The organism is Salinivibrio kushneri (assembly GCF_005280275.1).
In the GTDB taxonomy this organism is placed as follows: domain Bacteria; phylum Pseudomonadota; class Gammaproteobacteria; order Enterobacterales; family Vibrionaceae; genus Salinivibrio; species Salinivibrio kushneri.
Genome location: NZ_CP040021.1, coordinates 614,275 through 632,383 on the forward strand (window position 1 = coordinate 614,275; position 18,109 = coordinate 632,383).

The following is an 18,109-nucleotide window of genomic DNA, read 5'->3' on the forward strand; positions in this document are numbered from 1 at the left end:
GGGGCTTTTTTATGTCAGGGAAGGGTTAAGCATGATAAAAACGTTTTTTGCACTATTGGCTGGCGTACTCTTGGTCGGATGCGCCGCATCGACCACCCAAGGCTTGGTCGATGAGCAGAACTGGTATGGACTCGGCGAGCAAGATGGTCAGCGCGGGTTGCCTCAGCGCTCGTTGCGCGATTTGCGGACGTTAGCCGCCGAGGCTGGCGAAACCATCAATGCCAACTATCTCGATTACGAGCAAGGCTATATTCAGGGTATTGATGCTTATTGCGATCCCAAGCATGCCTACCAACTAGGGTTAGATGGCAACCCCTATATGGGGGTGTGTGAGAGTCGCCCTGGCTCTCAGCGCTTTAGGATGGAGTGGCAGCGCGGCTATAACGACTTTCAAAGCCAAGCCAATGGACTTTTTTACTAGCACACGGTAAGCAGGGTTAGTGACACAGCCCGAGTTTATCTTTTAATGATTTGAGATAGCGGCGGCTCACAGGCACCACATACGCCGATGTGGTGACCACTTCGGCGAGGCCATTGTCGAGCAACTGGATTTCACGGATAGCAGCCGGGTGCACCAAGTATTGGCGGTGACAGCGTATTAAGGGGGTTTTGTCTTCCAGTACCTTAAGTGATAAGTGCGTGGTCGATTCGCCTTTTGCGGTGAGCAGGGCGACGCCACTTAAGGCGGTACGCGCGACCTCAACCTCTTGGTGCGGGATCAGAGTAATCCGGTTATGTCCGGCGCAAGGGAGTAAATCCAATGTGGGCGTGATCACTTGGTAGTCGTGTTTCTGGCTCAGCTCACGGGTGAGCTTTTCCAGTGATTTTTTCAATCTCTCAGTTTCGACGGGTTTGAGCAAATAGTCGAACGCATTCTCCTCGAACGCTTGCACCGCGTATTCATCATAGGCGGTGACAAAAACCACTTTAGGCATGGTGTCGGGGTCGAGCATCGCGAGGAGCTCTAAGCCGGTCACGCGTGGCATCTGAATATCTAAAAACACCACATCGGGGCGGCTTTGGTTGATGGTTTTTAGTGCGTCGATGGCATTGTTGCACTGTCCAACCACCTCAACGCCGCCAAGCGCGAGTAGCTCATCTTCCAAGGCTTCACGTGCATGAAGCTCATCATCCACAATCAGTGCCTTTATCATCCCTGTCTCTCCTTGTTGGGCATTTGATAAGTTAAGGGCAGAGTGACAGTTGCCCGCGTCCACATATCGGGCTGACAGGTCATTTTTAGCGCATATTGGCCACCAAACAGACCGCGCACGCGCTTGTCGACAATCCGCATCCCAAGTCCTGAGTGCTGTGCCGCCGGTTGATAAAGTCCAGCATTGTCTTCCACTTGTAAATACAGGCATTCGCCTTCTTGCCAGCCACGGATCACAATTTTACCGTCTGCCATCAATTGGCTGATCCCATGTTTCACCGCGTTCTCAACCAAAGGTTGTAAGGTAAAACTTGGGATCACTGCGTGCAAGATAGCCGGATCAACCTGCTTTTCAACACGCATACGATCGGCAAAGCGGGCATGTTCGAGTTCTAAATACGCATCAAGGTGATTCAACTCTTGCTCAAGCGACACCGTCTCGCGATTTTGCTTGAGGTTACTGCGAAAGAAGGTGGATAAGTGCTGGATTAACTGGCGAGCACGTTCCGGCTCACGTTTGACCACCGCACTAATGGTATTTAAGGCATTGAACAAAAAGTGCGGGTTCACTTGGGCGCGTAACAAGTTTAACTCAGCTTGGGTGAGCAAACTCTGTTGGCGCTGATAACGCCCCGTCAAAATCTGATTGGAGAGCAATCGGGCGATCCCTTCGCCCATAGTGACATTAATGGCAGAAAAGAGCTTACGTTTCGGCTCATAAAGCTTCACCGTGCCTAGCACATAACCATCGCCGCCGCGTAGCGGGATCACCAGCACGGAGCCGAGCTTACAATACGGCGACAGTGAACAGCAGTAGGGCGTATCAGCGCCATCGATATAAATTAATTGATCATCGGCAATCGCGCGCCGGGTGTAATCTGAGGCAATGGGTGTACCGGGCAGGTGGTGATCATCGCCAATACCAGTAAAGGCGAGGATTTTTTCGCGATCGGTAATTGCGACGGCCCCAACACCGGTCTCTTGTTGAATAATGGCGGCGACCTGTTCACTGCTTTGCTGATTAAAGCCGCTACTTAAAATACCGACCGAACGTTCAGCAATTTTTAGCGCCTTGCTGGAAAACGCCGCTGAATAGCGTTCGAACAGGGTTTTGCGGTCGACAATAATGCTCATAAACATCGCGGCGCCAATAGAGTTAGCAATCACCATGGGGGCGGCAATCGCGCTAACCAGCTCATACGCGCGGCTAAAGGGTTCAGCCACCGCGAGAATAATCGCCATTTGCACCAGCTCGGCGACAAAGGTCACCCCCAACACCACGGTAGGAGAAAACAAACGGCTGGTTTGGTTGCGGGACACTAAGTAGCGGTGCATTAAGCCACCAATCAAACCTTCGGCAGTGGTAGAAATGGCGCAAGCGAGATCGGTAAAACCGCCTAAGCTATATCGATGCAAGCCACCGGTTAGCCCTACCAAAAATCCCACGACCGGCCCGCCCAGTAAGCCGCCCATTACTGCGCCGATAGCGCGAGTATTGGCAATCGCATCTTGGATACTTAGGCCAAAATAGGTGCCGAGAATACAAAACCCAGAGAAGAGGAAGTAACAAACGACCTTATGCGACAGCCGCCCAGAGATACTCAGCAGCGGCATAAACGCCGGCGTTTTACTCAGCAAATAGGCAATCACCAGATAAACGCTCATTTGCTGCAAGAGGGAGAGAACCAAGGCCATAGCCACCCACACAATAATCACGGATAGGTTATAGTAACGGTTGGTCGTTTAAGACTCTATGATAATCTATTCGTAAACTTAATATTACACGGTAAATAAAATGATACACTCTCTATTGCTTTTAAAATAGAGCCTGGTATTGTCTGTGTAAAACCTAATGAACAAGTTAAGGCAAGGCTATGCAGCAAGATTCGGTGACCAATGTCCATATCCGCGATGAGCAAGTTCTGCTCACGCCAGAAGCACTTCGCGCGCAATTTCCGATTGAAAAAAGCACCCGTGCGGCGATCAGCCAAGCGCGCCAAACCGTGGCGGATATCATTCACAAACGCGATCATCGTTTACTCGTGGTGTGTGGCCCTTGCTCGATTCATGATGTGGAAGCAGCAAAAGATTACGCGCGTCGTCTGAAAGCCTTGTCGGATGAGTTGAGCGATCATTTGTTTATCGTGATGCGGGTGTACTTTGAAAAGCCCCGCACCACCACAGGCTGGAAAGGGTTGATCAACGATCCCTATCTGGATGGCAGCTTTGATGTCGAATCAGGCTTAAAGCAAGCGCGTGGTCTGCTCACAGATTTGGCGCAAATGGGGATCCCGCTGGCCACCGAAGCGCTGGATCCGATCAGCCCGCAATACATTGGCGATCTGTTTAGCTGGGCGGCGATTGGCGCACGTACCACCGAATCACAAACCCATCGTGAAATGGCCAGTGGCCTGTCGATGCCAATCGGCTTTAAAAATGGCACGGATGGCAATTTGGCCACCGCCACCAATGCGATGAAAGCCGCTGCATCTGGGCACCGGTTTATGGGGATCAACCAAGCCGGGCAAGTGGCATTGCTGAATACCCAAGGAAACCCGAACGGCCATGTGATCCTGCGCGGCGGCAAGCAAACCAACTACGACTCAGTCTCCGTCGCTGAATGTGAGCAGCAAATGGAGGCCGCGGGACTGAACCCGTCCCTGATGGTGGATTGTAGCCACGCGAATTCACGTAAAGATTATCGTCGCCAGCCGCTGGTAGCGGAAGATGTGATCCATCAAATCAAACAAGGTAACCGCTCCGTGATTGGCTTGATGATTGAAAGTCACCTCAACGCTGGTAACCAATCAGCGGATCTGCCGAAAGATGAAATGGCATACGGGGTATCGATCACTGATGCTTGCATTGATTGGGCGTCTACCGAACAATTGCTGCGTCATGCTCACCAAGAGCTGGCAACCTCTCTTCAACAACGTATTCAACAGGGCTAAATCATGGTGGCAGAACTGAGCCGACTGCGCGATCAAATAGACGATGTCGATAAACAAATGGTGAGCCTGCTCGCGCGCCGTTTAGAGCTGGTAGCAGAAGTGGGAGAGGTAAAAAGCCAGCATGGCTTGCCCATTTATGCACCGGACCGCGAGGCGGCGATGCTCGCTTCGCGTCGTCAAGAAGCACAGTCGCAAGGCGTGCCACCGGATTTAATTGAAGATGTGTTGCGTCGCACCATGCGCGAGTCGTACAGCAGTGAAAACGACTCTGGCTTTAAGTGTCTAAACCCGGATTTACGCCAGATTGTCGTCATCGGTGGTAAAGGACAGCTAGGTGGTTTGTTTGCGCGTTTGTTTGCGCTTTCTGGCTATCAAGTCACGGTGCTGGATAAAGACGATTGGGAGCATGCCGACGCCCTGCTGGCTGACGCGGGTATGGTGGTGGTGTCGGTGCCGATTGACGTCACGGAAGCAGTCATTAGTAAACTGACCCAGCTGCCAGACGATTGCTTATTAGTGGATCTCACTTCCGTCAAATCAGGTCCGCTACAAGCGATGTTAGCCGCGCATTCAGGGCCTGTGGTCGGGCTGCACCCGATGTTTGGCCCAGATGTGGCCAGCCTTGCCAAGCAGGTGATTGTTTATTGCGATGGCCGCCACCCTGAGGCGTATCAATGGCTGCTCGAGCAATTTCGTATTTGGGGTGCCGGGTTAAACCGGATCAGTGCCATTGAGCATGATGAAGGCATGACGCTGATCCAAGCGCTGCGCCACTTTACGTCGTTTGTTTACGGCGTGCATCTGGCAGAAGAAAATCCCAACCTCGATCAGCTTACCGCGCTAAGCTCACCGATTTATCGCTTAGAGCTTGCCATGGTGGGGCGTCTGTTCGCCCAAGATGCGGGTCTGTATGCGGATATTATTATGTCTTCGCCGCAAAACCTGGCGATGATCAAGCGCTTTTACCAGCGCTTTGGCGAAGCGATTGATTTGCTTGAACAACACGACAAAGCCACCTTTGTCGATGCGTTTGCCCAAGTCGAAAACTGGTTTGGAGACTATGCCCCACGTTTTTTACAAGAAAGCCAAGGCCTGCTGCGACAAGCCAACGATGCGACCCATCGCAGCGCGACCTAGCTTATGTAAACCACTCCGACAATCGATGATAAATCTATACCGAAACCAGCCGCTTGGCTGGTTTTTTCTATGTATTATCATTTTGTTTGTAAATACTTTTTTGAGGTTTCAGATAGTCGATCCAAGCTACAAAACACATGAATGCTTGCCCTCTTATACTGATAACTCATTGCTATATAATCCAAAACCAACGAGCATGGTATAGGAAGGCTAGGGAGGAGTTATGAGCGACGATAAAGCAATTGATTGGAGCAAAGAAATAAGCATTGATGGGAATATTTTTCCTCCTGATACACTTAACCGCGAAAAATATGCAAGTTACTTGACGGGTCTTTTAAAGCGAAAAGGGTATGACCAAAGACGTGGTAATGAGGCCAAACGAACTTATGTTCTTAACCTGAATTCAGAGTGGGGGAGTGGAAAGACATACTTTCTGCGACGATGGAGTGAAAGCATTAAAAATCAACACCCGGTTGTATATGTGAATGCATGGGAGCAGGACTACTCAGATGACCCTCTCATGACTGTTATCACGTCAATGATTGAACAGCTTCGAGAACAGGCAGGTAAGAGTCCGCAGGATATTACCTTTAAAGCCCCAAGAAAACTGCTCGGTTTGCTCAAGGCGGCGACGCCAGCTATCGCGGGTGGCCTAGCCAAAAGATATCTAGGTATTGATCCGGTGAAAATAATGGAGTCAAGCGAAGATGGACAAATTGGAGAACATATAGATAATGAAAAGGGTGACCCAATCGATATGGGTACAGCTGCTTCTAAAATGGTTACACATCTACTGGATGAACATTCCGCGAAACTAGAAGCTATCGATAGCCTTAAAAAAGCAATTTCTCAATGGGTTGAAGCTGCAAAGTCTTCATCACAAAAAAGCACCGATAGGAAGCAATTTCCAGCTTTTATTTTTATTGATGAACTTGATCGTTGCCGACCAAGTTATGCAGTTGAGATGTTAGAAACCATCAAGCATATTTTTAATATCCCGGGCGTTGTGTTTGTTGTGGCAACAGACACAGAACAATTGCAGCATGCAGTAAAAGCAATATATGGTCAGGGCTTTGATGCTGGCGTTTACTTAGGGCGTTTTTTTGATGCTCGATATACACTAAAAGTAGCAGACTACGAGAAGTTGCTATCCGTGCATTGTGATATGAAAATTATTTCGATGCAAACTCTTAGTGATAATGGAATCACTGTTTGGCCTAAAGCATCAACTGAAGATAACGGTTATGATGTAGAAGTTAAAAATATATCAAATATCCTTACGGCTTTTGGTCTTTCTGCACGAGAGGCTATTCAAGTAGTCGAACGGTTAATCTCTATCGTAGCTAACTTGAGTGAGGGGGATTCGCTTAATATATACTATTTGATAACTTTGCTTTGCTTGCATGAGAAGGAGTATAGCATATATAGCAAGATGAGAGATGTATCACTTTTGAAAGCTAATCATGGAGATTGGTTAGAGATGATTAGGAAATATGATCTCAGCAATGTAAGGATGAGTATTTTTATAGATCCTCAAGCTCTACTTGGAAAAACTCTTAGAGTTGAAGACATGTCGGGAGGTTTTGTAAGCAGAGTTAATAAATATGAGAATATAAATAATGACGTTAGGATAAGTGACTTCATTAAATCATGCCATCTGGTTGCACTTGACTACCGGGCAGGGGTTAATAGCAAAACAGATATAATTAGGGATGGCGGTGGTAATAATGGTTTTGACCTGACAAAAAGCCATTTGCATGACTTGATAAAATATGGGTTTTACTATAATGAGCTAGGTGAAAGGCTTACTAAAAAAGAAAAGGGAATTAATGGTGATAAAGAGAAAGAATACCCATCAAGGTTCTTATATGAAAGGTATAAAGATCTAGTGGAAATAAGCACTTATTTAGAAACATAAGATATATTACTTTCATAACATTCGTAGCAGACTATTTAAAATTACGCTCGAGAAAAAAGCCCACATCGTGGGCTTTTGCCGTTAATGGCTACTCGTGATTATTCGTGGCTGTCCGGCAGGGATACTTCGGTGGGGGAAATGGTCTCTGACGGGTAGCAGCCGAGCACTTTTAGATAACGGGTCAGGGTAGTGAGTTCATCCAGTGCACTTTCCATCAGGTTGCTAGCCATATTGGCCTCAACATCGACGTAAAACATCTCTTCCCACGGGTTGCCGAGCACGGGGCGGGATTCGAGCTTGGTCATATTGATGCCACGCTCGCGCAGTACCATCAAGCATTCGACTAAGGAACCGGCTTGCTGTGAGGTCGACATAATAAACGTGGTTTTGGCAGGGGTCAGTGACGACACTTTCACCGGCTTGCGGGCCACCACAATAAAGCGGGTGTGATTTTGCTGTTGGTTAGCTATCTCGCCCTTAATTGCGGTTAAACCGTAAAACTCACCGCTGGCGGCATGGCCAATCGCGGCCACATTGGGTTGGTTTAAATCCGCCACTTGTTGCATGGCCTCTGCGGTGCTGGAGCAGTAGATTTTCTTCACGTTACCCAAGGTATCTATGTATTCACTGCATTGCTGGTGCGGCTGCGGGTGAGCATACAAGGTATCAATTTGGCTTGGATCTTGGTCGCCGACAGTCAGCAGGCAGTGGTCGATAGGCAGCGTAAGCTCACCGACAATCGATAAACGCGTGTGCTGCAGCTGATCGTACACTTCATTGATTGAGCCAGAGCTGGTGTTTTCTACCGGTAAGATACCGTAATCGGCATGGCCGGTTTCTACCGTTTCTACCACCTTTTTAAAGCTGTCACAGGCCATTTCCACCAGTTCGGTTTGCTTGCGGCTAAAGTACTGGCGCGCGGCGAGATAGGAGTATGAACCTTGGTTGCCCAAGAAAGAAACCCGTGCCACTGGACGTTGATTGTCTGGGTTGGCCAGATTTTGCAGATAGCGCTGCTGAATCAGTACCGAGTCTTCGATAATGGTGTGAAACAGACTCAGTACATAGTGGGCGTCTAGCTGGTGATCTTGCGCTTTGGTCACCAGTTTTTCTAATAAGGCTTGCTCGCGCGCTTGATCACGAATGGGTTTTTGCACCGCGACTTTGTTTTTGGCGACATCCAGGCTTAAGCGACGGCGCTCGGCCAATAGTGTCAGCAGCTCTTGATCAAGCTGACTTATCCGTGTGCGTATCTCATCCAGTGGGCGTGGTGTGTTTGGCATACATTATCCTTGTTCTAATACAAAAAAACCTCCCGGTTGGGAGGTTAGTGCGCCAGGCTGATTGGGCTTAGCACGCTTCCTCCCGCGTTAGCGAGATAAAAAAGAAGCGAAAAAAACGAGCGTGAATCAGCATTGGGCGTTGTGTTGTTATGTTTGCGTATGGATTAACCATATGGGGCGCAGGCAGGCGTGTCAAGGATCAAAAAGCCCCGCGAAAACGGGGCTAACATGTTTAGCGATTTAGGTGTTGCGCTGAGGGTTAGATTTCCTCATCGGCTGGATTTTCTTCCATCGCAACCGTCGCGGCTGATTTATCGTTACGGCGCGCTTCGCCTTTATGTTGGACCTTATTCAGTTGCTTCTCGAGTTTTTGGCCCACCTCGTTAATCGCTTTGTACATGTCGTCGCTTTCGGCAGAGGCAACCAGTGTTGAACCTGGTAGCCCAGCTTTGGCTTCTACTTTGAACTGGTGGTTTGGCTCCTTACTGATCACAGCATGAGGATTGATGAGTGCCACCTGCCACTTGGCCAGCTTTTCAAAGCGGCTTTCGATGCGCTCACGGATGGCGGGAGTGATTTCGATGTTTTTGCCTGCAATTTCCACTCTCATACTCTTTCCTCTTTGTTCCCCTGTATTAGGTTCATCTTCAGATTACCGCTTTTCAGTATTGATAACGTGACTTAGCTCATGTTTAAAGGGGGGAAGGATATTGATAGGAGGATCTGTGAGCACTCGCGAATCCTGATACCAAAAAGGCCGTAAAAGCCTTGAACTCAATGCCAAAAATGCTACGTTGGGAGAGGTCACGAACGCTGATTTACCCGCCAGTCAGGGCCGCGTCGCGCCTATGTATTTCCCTACCTTTTACCTGTGGTTAAAAATGTGCCACAAATCTGCTGGTGCTTTTGGGCGCTTGCGGTGATGCGACAGAGCTTAAAGCAACGTGGGCATAAAAAAGGCGACCAAGTGGGCCGCCTTTGAAAAGAACTCAAAGAGCGCTTGATTAGTTATTAGCGTGTAGATCGTGGTTGAGCTCAACCGCACTTTTGTTGGTTAAACACTCAACCGCACCTGTTTTAGAGTTACGACGGAACAGCAGATCGGCTTTGCCCGCCAAATCACGCGCTTTGATGCTTTCTACGGCGTTGCCGTCGGCGTCGAGCATAGTCACTTTGGTGCCAGCGGTGACATACAGCCCTGACTCGATGGTGCAACGATCGCCGAGTGGGAAGCCAAGACCCGCGTTGGCACCTAATAGTGAATTCTCGCCAATCGAAACGACAATCTGGCCGCCGCCACTTAACGTACCCATAATCGATGCGCCGCCACCAATATCACTGCCTTGACCGACCATCACACCTGCAGAGATTCGACCTTCAATCATGCTCTTGCCTTCGGTGCCAGCGTTAAAGTTGATAAAGCCTTCGTGCATCACTGTGGTGCCTTCACCGACATGCGCGCCCAAGCGAACACGGGCAGTATCGGCAATACGCACACCGGCAGGTACCACGTAATCGGTCATTTTCGGGAATTTATCCACGCACTCAACGGTCAGCGTTTCGCCTTTCAAGCGCGCTTCCATCTGACGCTCAGGCAACTCTGGCAAGTCGATCGGGCCTTGGTTGGTCCAAGCAATGTTGTGCAGCAGGCCAAAGAGCCCTTCTAGCACCACACCATGTGGTTTCACTAAGCGGTGCGAGATCAGTTGTAGCTTCAAAAAGCCTTCTGCCACCGATGCTGGCTTGCTGTCATTTTCGAGGATCACCAGCACCAGCGGCTGTGTGGTTTGTTGAGCCTTGCTGGCAAAGTTAGCTGCCTCTTGCGCGCCAGCGGCGGCGAAGGCTTCACTGATTGCAGCGCAGGTTTCTGGTGCAATCGCTAGTACCTGATTACCGGCGCTATAATCGGTTAGCGCACTTAAGGCACTCACCAGATCATCACTAGGGTTAAGCAGGGGCGCCGGGAAATAGGCTTCAATGATTTTACCGTCCTGGTTTTGAGTGGCGGTACCAAGTGCCAGAGCAAAGCTTGCCATTGGGGGAGATCTCCTTGTGTCGTTGGGCTTAAAACATCAAACACTTCATCTTAAAGACAAGCGGCGGTGGTTGGAAGCGCTTAACGGCGGGTGAAAGAAAAAATGCTTACAGGTCAGCGCACCGATTCATATTGATGCATAGACATCAGGAGACAGGCATAAAAAGGCAAGCCAAATGGGCTTGCTCTTTCGCGGATGCTTAAAGGGTCAGCAATCACAACATTAGGCCGCGTCGGCGTCTTTATCGTCGCTACTTGCGTCCGCTTTGTTCTCGCTTTTGGCTGGCTTTTTCTTTGCCGCCTTGCGTTTGGCACCCAGGGCTTCAAGCACCGAGTCTTTGTGTTGAGCAAGGTATAGCGACAAGGCTTCACGCTTTTCTTCGTCGTCTACCAGTTCGCTCTCTCCAATCAGATCGAACATCGCATCCGCCATATCTAACATTTTGTCGTAGGCGTCGGCTTCGGCTTTGGAGGTAAATGTCATCTTTTCTTCTCCCTCGCGTTCGACCACGTACTTGACGATAACGGCCATAATTACCCTCTCTTCGTTGATTCACTGTCTTTTTATACAGTAGGATAAGGGCCATTGTCCACTGACCCTGCCATGATTGTGACATGAGAGAAAAATTTAGCACCATTTATCAACGTGCCGCTGAGCGTAAAGGCGGTCAACGTGCGTTAGAGCATATGCTGGTGGCACCGCTTGAACATGATGCCTTGTGTGAGATACCGGATGATCGCTGGTTAGCGGCGTTTAGTCAGAAGGTGTTTCAATCGGGCATTAGTTGGCAGGTGGTCCGTAAAAAGTGGCCCGGATTCGAAGAGGTGTTCTGGGGCTTTGATATTGAGAAAATGCTGCTGATGCCGCCGGAAATGTGGGAAGAAAAAGCCACCAACCCAGCGATTATTCGTCACCTTACCAAGGTGATGACGATTCCGCACAACGCGGAAATGATCCACCGCGTGCAGCAATCGCACGGCAGTTTTAGCCAGTTTGTCGCCGATTGGCCCAGCGAGGATATTGTCGGGTTATGGCAGTATTTAAAAAAACACGGTAAGCGTTTAGGCGGGAATACCGGTGCTTATACCTTGCGCCGAATGGGCAAGGACACCTTCTTGTTCACCCGCGATATCGAGCACTACCTGCGCGCGACCAAAATTGTTGATAGCGGCCGAGAGACCAAACGGGCGATGCAAGCGGCGCAACAGGCATTTAATCAGTGGCAGCAAGAGTCGGGCCGTTCACTGAACCATATCAGCCAGCTGATTGCCTTCAGTGTGGGTGACAACCGGGTTTAATCGCTCAGCGATTTGCTGTGCTATCACACGGTTAGCAAGTCGTGTGCGAGGTCGCGGCGTGTCGGTGTCGGTTTGCGCTTAGTACGGCAATCGGCCACAATCGATGCCAGTTATCTTTCCCATGTGAGCGCCTTGTGTTTACTGTTTATCACTCTAATCAGCTCGATCTGTTGAAATCGCTGTTGGTCTCTCTGATCCAACAGCGACCGCTGTCTGACCCTTTTCAAAAAGAACTTATTCTGGTGCAAAGCCCCGGCATGGCGCAGTGGTTAAAAATGGCACTCGCCCACGAGCAGCAGATTGTCGCTAACGTCGAATTCCCACTTCCCGCCACCTTTATCTGGCAGTTGTTTGTGCGGGTGTTGGATGGCGTGCCTGAGCGCAGTGATTTCAACAAAGAGGCGATGACATGGAAGCTAATGGATATTCTGCCCAGCTGCCTGGATGCGCCTGAGTTCGCTGATTTAGCCGCGTATTTGGAAGATAGTCAGGATCAGCAGCGTGCTTACCAGCTGGCCGAAAAAGTGGCCGATATTTTCGACCAGTATTTGGTCTATCGCCCCGAGTGGGTGCTGGCATGGGAGCAAGAGCAACCGGTGCCCGAGCTTGACGATGTGCAGCCTTGGCAGCAAAAACTGTGGCGTCGCTTATACGATCACACCTTGGCGCTGGGCCAATCGCCTTACCATCGCGCTAACTTGTATCAAGAGTTTATCGACACCTTAACCAGCCATCAGCACAAACCTGAGGGGCTGGCTGATATTGAGCGGGTCTTTGTGTTTGGTATCTCGGCGCTTCCACCACGCTATCTGGATGCGTTGCAAGCCCTAGGTGAGCATGTGGAGGTGCATTTTATGTTCACCAATCCATGCCGTTATTATTGGGGCGATATTCGCGACAAGCGCTATCTGGCTAAACGTGCCGCATTGGACCGCGATAAAATCAGCCGAATTGAAGACATCCCCGCCGACAGCCAATTGGCTCTGGGGCTTGATGAGCCCGAGTACGGTGAAGTAGGTAACAGCTTGCTGGCGTCGATGGGAAAACTGGGGCGCGATAACTTACTGCTACTCTCGGAAATGGCCTGTAATGAGATTGATAGCGGCTTTGTACCTATTAATCGCGATCACCTGCTGCATCATCTCCAAGCCGATATTTTGGATTTGAATGAGCCGGGTGATCCCAAGCAAACCGAGACCAGTGCGGCGAAAACAGAAATCGAGCCAGATGATGCTTCCATCGCTATCCATGCCTGTCACAGCCCGATGCGCGAAGTCGAGGTGCTGCACGATCAGCTGCTCGCGATGTTTGAGGCTAACCCATCACTGAGCCCCCGCGATGTGATTGTGATGGTGGCGGATATCAATGCCTACAGCCCCGCCATTCAAGCGGTGTTTGGTAATGCGCCTCGCGAGCGTTTTATTCCGTTTTCCATCTCAGATCGCAGCGCCGATCAAGAAAGCCCGGTGTTGGCGGCATTTTTACGCTTACTCACCCTGCCTGATAGTCGATGCAGTGCAGCGGAGCTGTTGGAAATTCTTGAGGTGCCGGCGGTCTCGCGCCGTTTTGCCATCGACAGCCAACAGTTTGACCAAATTAAGCAGTGGGTGGAAGAAACCGGTATTCGCTGGGGGCTTGATACCCATACCGCCAGCCAATTTGCCTTGCCCGAACAGTATCAGAATACCTGGCTATTTGGCTTGAAACGTATGTTACTCGGCTACGCGATGCCGAGTGAGGCAGGGCTGTTTGCAGACACCGTGCCTTATGATGAAGTCCAAGGGCTTAATGCGGAGCTGGCGGGGCGTTTAGGGCTGTTTATCGACACCTTAATTCACTACCAGCAGCAACTGGCGATTGAATGCGATGGCAAGACGTGGGTGGCGCGGTTGACCCAAATGCTGGATGACTGTTTCGCCATAGAAGGGGATGAAGAGGTAGCAGTCAAATTGATCCGTACCCAGTTAGACAGTTGGCTGACACAGCTTAGCGATGCTGCCTTTTCCCACACGCTAACCTTGCCCGTGGTGCGCGATTACTTTAATGGTCGCCTCAATAACGAGCGAGTCAGCCAGCGCTTTTTGGCCGGTCAGGTCAACTTTTGTACCTTGATGCCGATGCGCTCTATTCCCTTTGATGTGGTGTGTCTGCTGGGGATGAATGATGGCGTGTACCCGCGCACCGTGCCCAGTGTCGGCTTTGATTTGATGGTCGGTCGCACGCGGGCGGGAGATCGCTCGCGCCGCGACGATGATCGATACCTATTTTTAGAAGCGTTGCAGTCAGCACAGCAGCGTTTGTATATCAGTTATGTCGGTCGCTCAGTGCAAGACAACAGCTTAAAAGTCCCGTCGGTGCTGGTCACCGAACTGCTTGAGTATTGCACCCAAGGCTACTGTTTGGCCGGTGACCGCGACTTACCCGAACGCCAGTCACGTCAGCGGCTGGAAGAGACGCTTATCCAGACTCACCCCCTGACCCCCTTTAGCCCACAGGCGTTCGCTCATGGTGGTAGCTACGCGCAAGAGTGGCTACCAGCAGCCCAAGGACAAGGGACGCAACTGCCGGCATTTATTGGCGATGCGTTAAGCCCTGATCCGGACAGCCACCAGGATCCTGTGATTGAGTTGGCTGAATTGCAGCGCTTTTGGCGGTTGCCCGTGCGCTACTTTTTCCAACGCCGCTTGAAAGTATTCTTTGAGCAGTTAGAAGCGCCGTTAGAAGAATTCGAACCCTTTAGTTTAGATACCTTGCACCGCTTTCAGCTGCGCGATCAGCTGTTAGCGCACTTTATTGAAACCGATGACAGCCCCCAAAGTGTGCAGGACTTTATGGCCCGACAGCGTGGGCAGGGCAAACTACCCTTAGCGTACTTTGGCGAATTGACCTTGGATACGCAAGTTACGGTGATCCGTAACATGTACCAACGCTTAACGCCTTTGCTCGCCGCGCCGCGCCCCGATCTTGAACTTAATCTGACCCTCCCTACTGCGTTGGGCGAGGTGCAGCTGCAAGGCTGGCTCAATCGGCGTTATCAAGACAGCTTAGTCCGCTTTCATTGCGGCGATCTGACCGTGCGTCATCAGCTTGCGGTATGGATCGATCATTTATGCCAATGCGCGATGGGCGAAGCCGTACCGAGTACGTTGGTGGGGGTGAAAGAAACCATCGAGTTTTCGCCACTCAGTAAAGATGACGCGCTTGCACACTTACAAGCCTTGGTTGAAGACTATCAAAACGGCCTAAATCAGCCGCTTACCTATCTGCCAAGCTCAGTCGGAGCGGGGATAAAAGCCCGAGATGGCAAAAAAGGCTTTGATAACAGTGAAACCGGCCAAGACAAAGCGCTAAAAGCCATGTGTGATGCCTTTGTCGGGGGCTTCAATCCTGGTGAAGTACAAGACCCTTACGTATACCGTGTTTGGCCGCAATGGCGTGAGGGCCTCGGCCAAGCCCTGTTAGCAACAGGTGACCGTCACTTAATGCCGATGCTAGCGCAGCGACAAAAACACTAGTACTCAGCGAATCCTCCTCATGTGAGTCAGCGGCCTCTGTCTCCTCCCCATCTTCTCCCAGTAGCCAAGTTGATGCTTGGCTTTCTATTATGCGTCGATTGTCGTCAAAAGTATGACGAGTGATTCTATTGCATTTTTAATCTCTTATTGTGAATTTATACTCAATGTGATGCCTCGAGTATTATAGGAGAGTGAGCGAGAGGTGCGTCCATATTTCTGAGCGTCGAGTGACAGTTGTTACCAATTTGTTGGTTAAAGATTGCGCATCGTGCGTCTCGTTAGGGGTCAATCTATTTGGGGTCTAAATATTTTTAAAACGATCATTTGAATAGCTGGCTTTGACAATAATTTCATTTAAAACAATGGTTTGTTGTTTTTATATTTGTTAGTGGACGTATTATTCATGTGGTTTTGTAGGCTTCTTTTGATGTTTTTTATTTGAACGTGTAATTAACTTAACGCACAATGTCATCGAAAATTCACATAACAAACCATGAAAAAAAGGAAGTGCCTTCATGCATAAATTCTCAAAAAGCGCAGTGGCAACCTTAGTCTCTGGCCTTTTGCTGGGTGCCTCAGCGCACGCCGACGTCAGTATTACTCAAGGCAAGACTGCGATCCCCGATGGCGAGGCAACCCACGCGCAAGACATCACGGTGAAGAACGAGCATGTCGCGTTCGCATTGGCGGTTGAGTCTGCGCCACCGTGGGGTGTGCCACGTGGCACCTTGGTGGATCTTGCGGCGGTGAAAAATGGCAAAATTGATCTAGACCGAGTCGCTTTTGCAGATTTCATCCCTAATAGCTGGTCGGCCTGGCCGAACGATCGCAAGTCGATTGATATTGTTGAAGACAGCGATGAAAAAGCGGTGATCAAAGTGAGCCGTAACTTCGACAAGGTCGACATTACCACTTGGTATACCTTGGAAGCCGGCTCTGATTCGATTGGGCTGAAAACCGTAATGACCAACCAAGGCGAAGACGATCTTGAGCTGGAATCAGGCCACACAATCTGGCCGGATACGGGTTATCAGTTCGCGGTGCCGGGCCTTGAAGGCAATGAAGAAGCGATGGCCGATAATGCCCTTGCCGATCGCATGGTCGCCTATGATCGTGATTGGGCCTTCGCACTGCATGCGCCTTATTTTGACCGCATCAAATACAATGGCCGCGATATGTATTTGGGCCACACGCTGAAAGCCGGTGAGACCCGTACCTTTGACTCAAAGCTGCAGGTTGTTCCTAACGGCGATATGGCACCGATTGTCAAAGCGGAAGCTGAGCGTCATGGCGAAGCAACGGGCACCATTACCGGTCAACTTCGTGCCGACAACGGTAACGTGCCGGACGATGCGATTGTGATGATTGAAAAAGACGGCCACCCTTACGCGTGGACGCTTGCTAAAGATGGCCAGTACAACATGGCATTGCCGGAAGGTAAGTACCAAGTGTATGGCACGGCAACCGGGCATGCGAATAGCCAGCCGCAATCTATTACCGTGAGTGCTGACAGTGAGCAGACACTGGACTTCACATCGCTGAAAAGCCCAGCAACGCTTGCACTTAACGTGGAAGAGGCCGCCTCTGGTGTCGCCAAAGACGCGCGTGTCACCATTATCGAAGGTCAAGCGCCACCGGTTGAGTTCTTGGGTAAACGCACCTTCTTCACTGACTTGCTGCCAGCCGGCCATGCCGAGCTAAAACTGGCACCGGGTGAATACAAGCTGGGCATTAACGCGGGTGCGGGCTTTACTGCAGAATCACAAACCTTGGATGTCACGCTCGAGTCGGGCAAAACCAATCAACAAGTGGTGAAAGTGCCTCAGGTGACTTTCCCGAACCGTAACCATTGGTATGGCGCTGACTTGCACCACCACGGCAATGTGCTGGAAGGGGTAACCCCACCAGAAATCGTGGTGCAGGCTCAGCTGGCAACTGACTTGGATCTGACCTTTATCAGTGATCACGACTCCACCATTAATCACAAAGTCTTTGCTGACTTATCAGCAAAACGTGGTGTGCCTTTCATCCCATCGATTGAGATTTCGCCTTCTTGGGGTCACATGAACCCATTCCCCATCGACAATGGCGCGGCACTAACGGTCGATCCGGGTACTGATGACGTGCATACCTTGATTGATGCTGCACATGACATGGGTGCAGAAGTGGTGCCGATGAACCATCCTTATAACGATTATGGTTATTTCACTAATATCGCCAAAGATGCGGTGCCGGGCGGTGAGACAGACCGTTTCGATCTGATGGAGCTTAACGCTCGCGTTGACAACGAGCCGACTCTGAAAAAAGCACATGATATGTGGGATAGCGGCGAAGCTATGTATTTCACTGCGGGTACCGATACCCATGATGCGTGGAACCAGCTGACTGGTCGTATTCGTATGATGGCTAACGTTGACGGTGAGTTGACGCCACTGGCCTTTGCTAAAGCGTTGAAAGCTGGTCACGGCTATGCCACTCAGGGACCAATTCTATATCCACAAAACATCATGTTTGGTGAAACCGCCAAGGCAGGTGATAAATGGGATATTAATGTGGTCGCCGCGGATGGCCTCAAAGAAGTGCGCTTAATCGGTCAAGGTGGCGAGGTGCTAAACAGCATCACCATTAACCCCGAAGAGAGCACCCAGCGTCTTGAGCTATCACTGCCTATTCCTGCGGATGCAGAAGGTTGGATCAACCTAGAAGTAGAAGACAAAGACGGCAGCACGGCATGGACCAACCCAGTTTGGCTTCAGTCGTAAACGTCGAGTCTCAATAAACGAACCAAGGCCAGCGATGCTGGCCTTTTTTGATCGTG

Annotated in this window: 13 protein-coding genes; 7 read left to right on the forward strand and 6 right to left on the reverse strand. The window is 50.3% G+C overall.

What is annotated here, in order from left to right; all coding sequences use genetic code 11:
- Positions 1–31: 31 nt before the first annotated feature.
- On the forward strand, positions 32–421 hold the full coding sequence (locus FCN78_RS02985) for a DUF2799 domain-containing protein (protein WP_100297938.1): 390 nt from the start codon (positions 32–34) through the stop codon (positions 419–421).
- A gap of 16 nt (positions 422–437) precedes the next feature.
- Here FCN78_RS02985 and btsR read toward each other — a convergent pair whose 3' ends face one another.
- On the reverse strand, positions 438–1,154 hold the full coding sequence (gene btsR, locus FCN78_RS02990; RefSeq protein ID WP_077649721.1) for a two-component system response regulator BtsR: 717 nt from the start codon (positions 1,152–1,154) through the stop codon (positions 438–440).
- Positions 1,151–2,848: a sensor histidine kinase gene (locus FCN78_RS02995; protein WP_077522828.1), complete on the reverse strand. Its 1,698-nt coding sequence runs from the start codon at positions 2,846–2,848 to the stop codon at positions 1,151–1,153. Before FCN78_RS02995 ends, btsR begins: the two co-directional genes overlap by 4 nt.
- 179 nt (positions 2,849–3,027) lie before the next feature.
- On the opposite strand from FCN78_RS02995, the gene FCN78_RS03000 reads away from it, so the two are divergent.
- The 3 genes from FCN78_RS03000 (at position 3,028) to FCN78_RS03010 (ending at position 7,159) form a co-directional block, all read left to right on the forward strand.
- Positions 3,028–4,104: a 3-deoxy-7-phosphoheptulonate synthase gene (locus FCN78_RS03000; RefSeq protein WP_077522808.1), complete on the forward strand. Its 1,077-nt coding sequence runs from the start codon at positions 3,028–3,030 to the stop codon at positions 4,102–4,104.
- A gap of 3 nt (positions 4,105–4,107) precedes the next feature.
- Entirely contained in the window at positions 4,108–5,241 is a 1,134-nt protein-coding gene (gene tyrA / locus FCN78_RS03005) for a bifunctional chorismate mutase/prephenate dehydrogenase (RefSeq protein WP_077458974.1), read from the forward strand.
- 223 nt (positions 5,242–5,464) lie between these two features.
- On the forward strand, positions 5,465–7,159 hold the full coding sequence (locus tag FCN78_RS03010; RefSeq protein ID WP_077659544.1) for a KAP family P-loop NTPase fold protein: 1,695 nt from the start codon (positions 5,465–5,467) through the stop codon (positions 7,157–7,159).
- A gap of 98 nt (positions 7,160–7,257) precedes the next feature.
- Here the strand turns inward: FCN78_RS03010 and pheA are convergent, their stop codons facing one another.
- From pheA to FCN78_RS03030, 4 genes are all read right to left on the reverse strand, one after another.
- A complete protein-coding gene (gene pheA / locus FCN78_RS03015; RefSeq protein WP_077659545.1) occupies positions 7,258–8,442 on the reverse strand; it encodes a prephenate dehydratase in 1,185 nt (394 codons plus the stop codon).
- Between the two features lie 259 nt (positions 8,443–8,701).
- Positions 8,702–9,052 (reverse strand): ribosome hibernation-promoting factor, HPF/YfiA family, encoded by a 351-nt coding sequence (hpf, locus tag FCN78_RS03020; RefSeq protein WP_046074133.1) that lies wholly within the window; start codon positions 9,050–9,052, stop codon positions 8,702–8,704.
- Between the two features lie 394 nt (positions 9,053–9,446).
- Positions 9,447–10,478, reverse strand: coding sequence for a 2,3,4,5-tetrahydropyridine-2,6-dicarboxylate N-succinyltransferase (gene dapD / locus FCN78_RS03025; protein WP_069363496.1), 1,032 nt, complete (start codon positions 10,476–10,478; stop codon positions 9,447–9,449).
- A 222-nt stretch (positions 10,479–10,700) separates the two neighbouring features.
- Positions 10,701–11,009 carry a YebG family protein gene (locus FCN78_RS03030; RefSeq protein ID WP_077659546.1) on the reverse strand — a complete coding sequence of 103 codons (309 nt, stop codon included), beginning with the start codon at positions 11,007–11,009 and terminating at the stop codon, positions 10,701–10,703.
- 83 nt (positions 11,010–11,092) lie between these two features.
- On the opposite strand from FCN78_RS03030, the gene FCN78_RS03035 reads away from it, so the two are divergent.
- The 3 genes from FCN78_RS03035 to FCN78_RS03045 all read left to right on the forward strand — a co-directional run bounded on the left by FCN78_RS03035 (position 11,093) and on the right by FCN78_RS03045 (position 18,053).
- Positions 11,093–11,776, forward strand: a complete 684-nt coding sequence (locus FCN78_RS03035) for a DNA-3-methyladenine glycosylase I (protein WP_069363498.1) — start codon at positions 11,093–11,095, stop codon at positions 11,774–11,776.
- Between the two features lie 134 nt (positions 11,777–11,910).
- Positions 11,911–15,291, forward strand: coding sequence for an exodeoxyribonuclease V subunit gamma (gene recC / locus FCN78_RS03040; protein ID WP_077659547.1), 3,381 nt, complete (start codon positions 11,911–11,913; stop codon positions 15,289–15,291).
- Between the two features lie 515 nt (positions 15,292–15,806).
- Complete coding sequence (locus tag FCN78_RS03045) at positions 15,807–18,053, forward strand: CehA/McbA family metallohydrolase (protein ID WP_077649717.1); 2,247 nt, start codon at positions 15,807–15,809, stop codon at positions 18,051–18,053.
- The last annotated feature ends 56 nt before the right edge of the window (positions 18,054–18,109 follow it).

Excerpts from the sequence above, each read along its gene's own strand:
- FCN78_RS03030 (WP_077659546.1), bottom strand. The coding sequence starts at position 11,009 with ATGGCCGTTATCGTCAAGTACGTGGTCGAACGCGAGGGAGAAGAAAAG.
- FCN78_RS02995 (WP_077522828.1), bottom strand. The coding sequence starts at position 2,848 with ATGGCCTTGGTTCTCTCCCTCTTGCAGCAAATGAGCGTTTATCTGGTG.
- FCN78_RS02985 (WP_100297938.1), top strand. The coding sequence starts at position 32 with ATGATAAAAACGTTTTTTGCACTATTGGCTGGCGTACTCTTGGTCGGA.
- hpf (WP_046074133.1), bottom strand. The coding sequence starts at position 9,052 with ATGAGAGTGGAAATTGCAGGCAAAAACATCGAAATCACTCCCGCCATC.
- btsR (WP_077649721.1), bottom strand. The coding sequence starts at position 1,154 with ATGATAAAGGCACTGATTGTGGATGATGAGCTTCATGCACGTGAAGCC.
- FCN78_RS03045 (WP_077649717.1), top strand. The coding sequence starts at position 15,807 with ATGCATAAATTCTCAAAAAGCGCAGTGGCAACCTTAGTCTCTGGCCTT.
- FCN78_RS03000 (WP_077522808.1), top strand. The coding sequence starts at position 3,028 with ATGCAGCAAGATTCGGTGACCAATGTCCATATCCGCGATGAGCAAGTT.
- tyrA (WP_077458974.1), top strand. The coding sequence starts at position 4,108 with ATGGTGGCAGAACTGAGCCGACTGCGCGATCAAATAGACGATGTCGAT.
- FCN78_RS03010 (WP_077659544.1), top strand. The coding sequence starts at position 5,465 with ATGAGCGACGATAAAGCAATTGATTGGAGCAAAGAAATAAGCATTGAT.
- FCN78_RS03035 (WP_069363498.1), top strand. The coding sequence starts at position 11,093 with ATGAGAGAAAAATTTAGCACCATTTATCAACGTGCCGCTGAGCGTAAA.
- dapD (WP_069363496.1), bottom strand. The coding sequence starts at position 10,478 with ATGGCAAGCTTTGCTCTGGCACTTGGTACCGCCACTCAAAACCAGGAC.
- pheA (WP_077659545.1), bottom strand. The coding sequence starts at position 8,442 with ATGCCAAACACACCACGCCCACTGGATGAGATACGCACACGGATAAGT.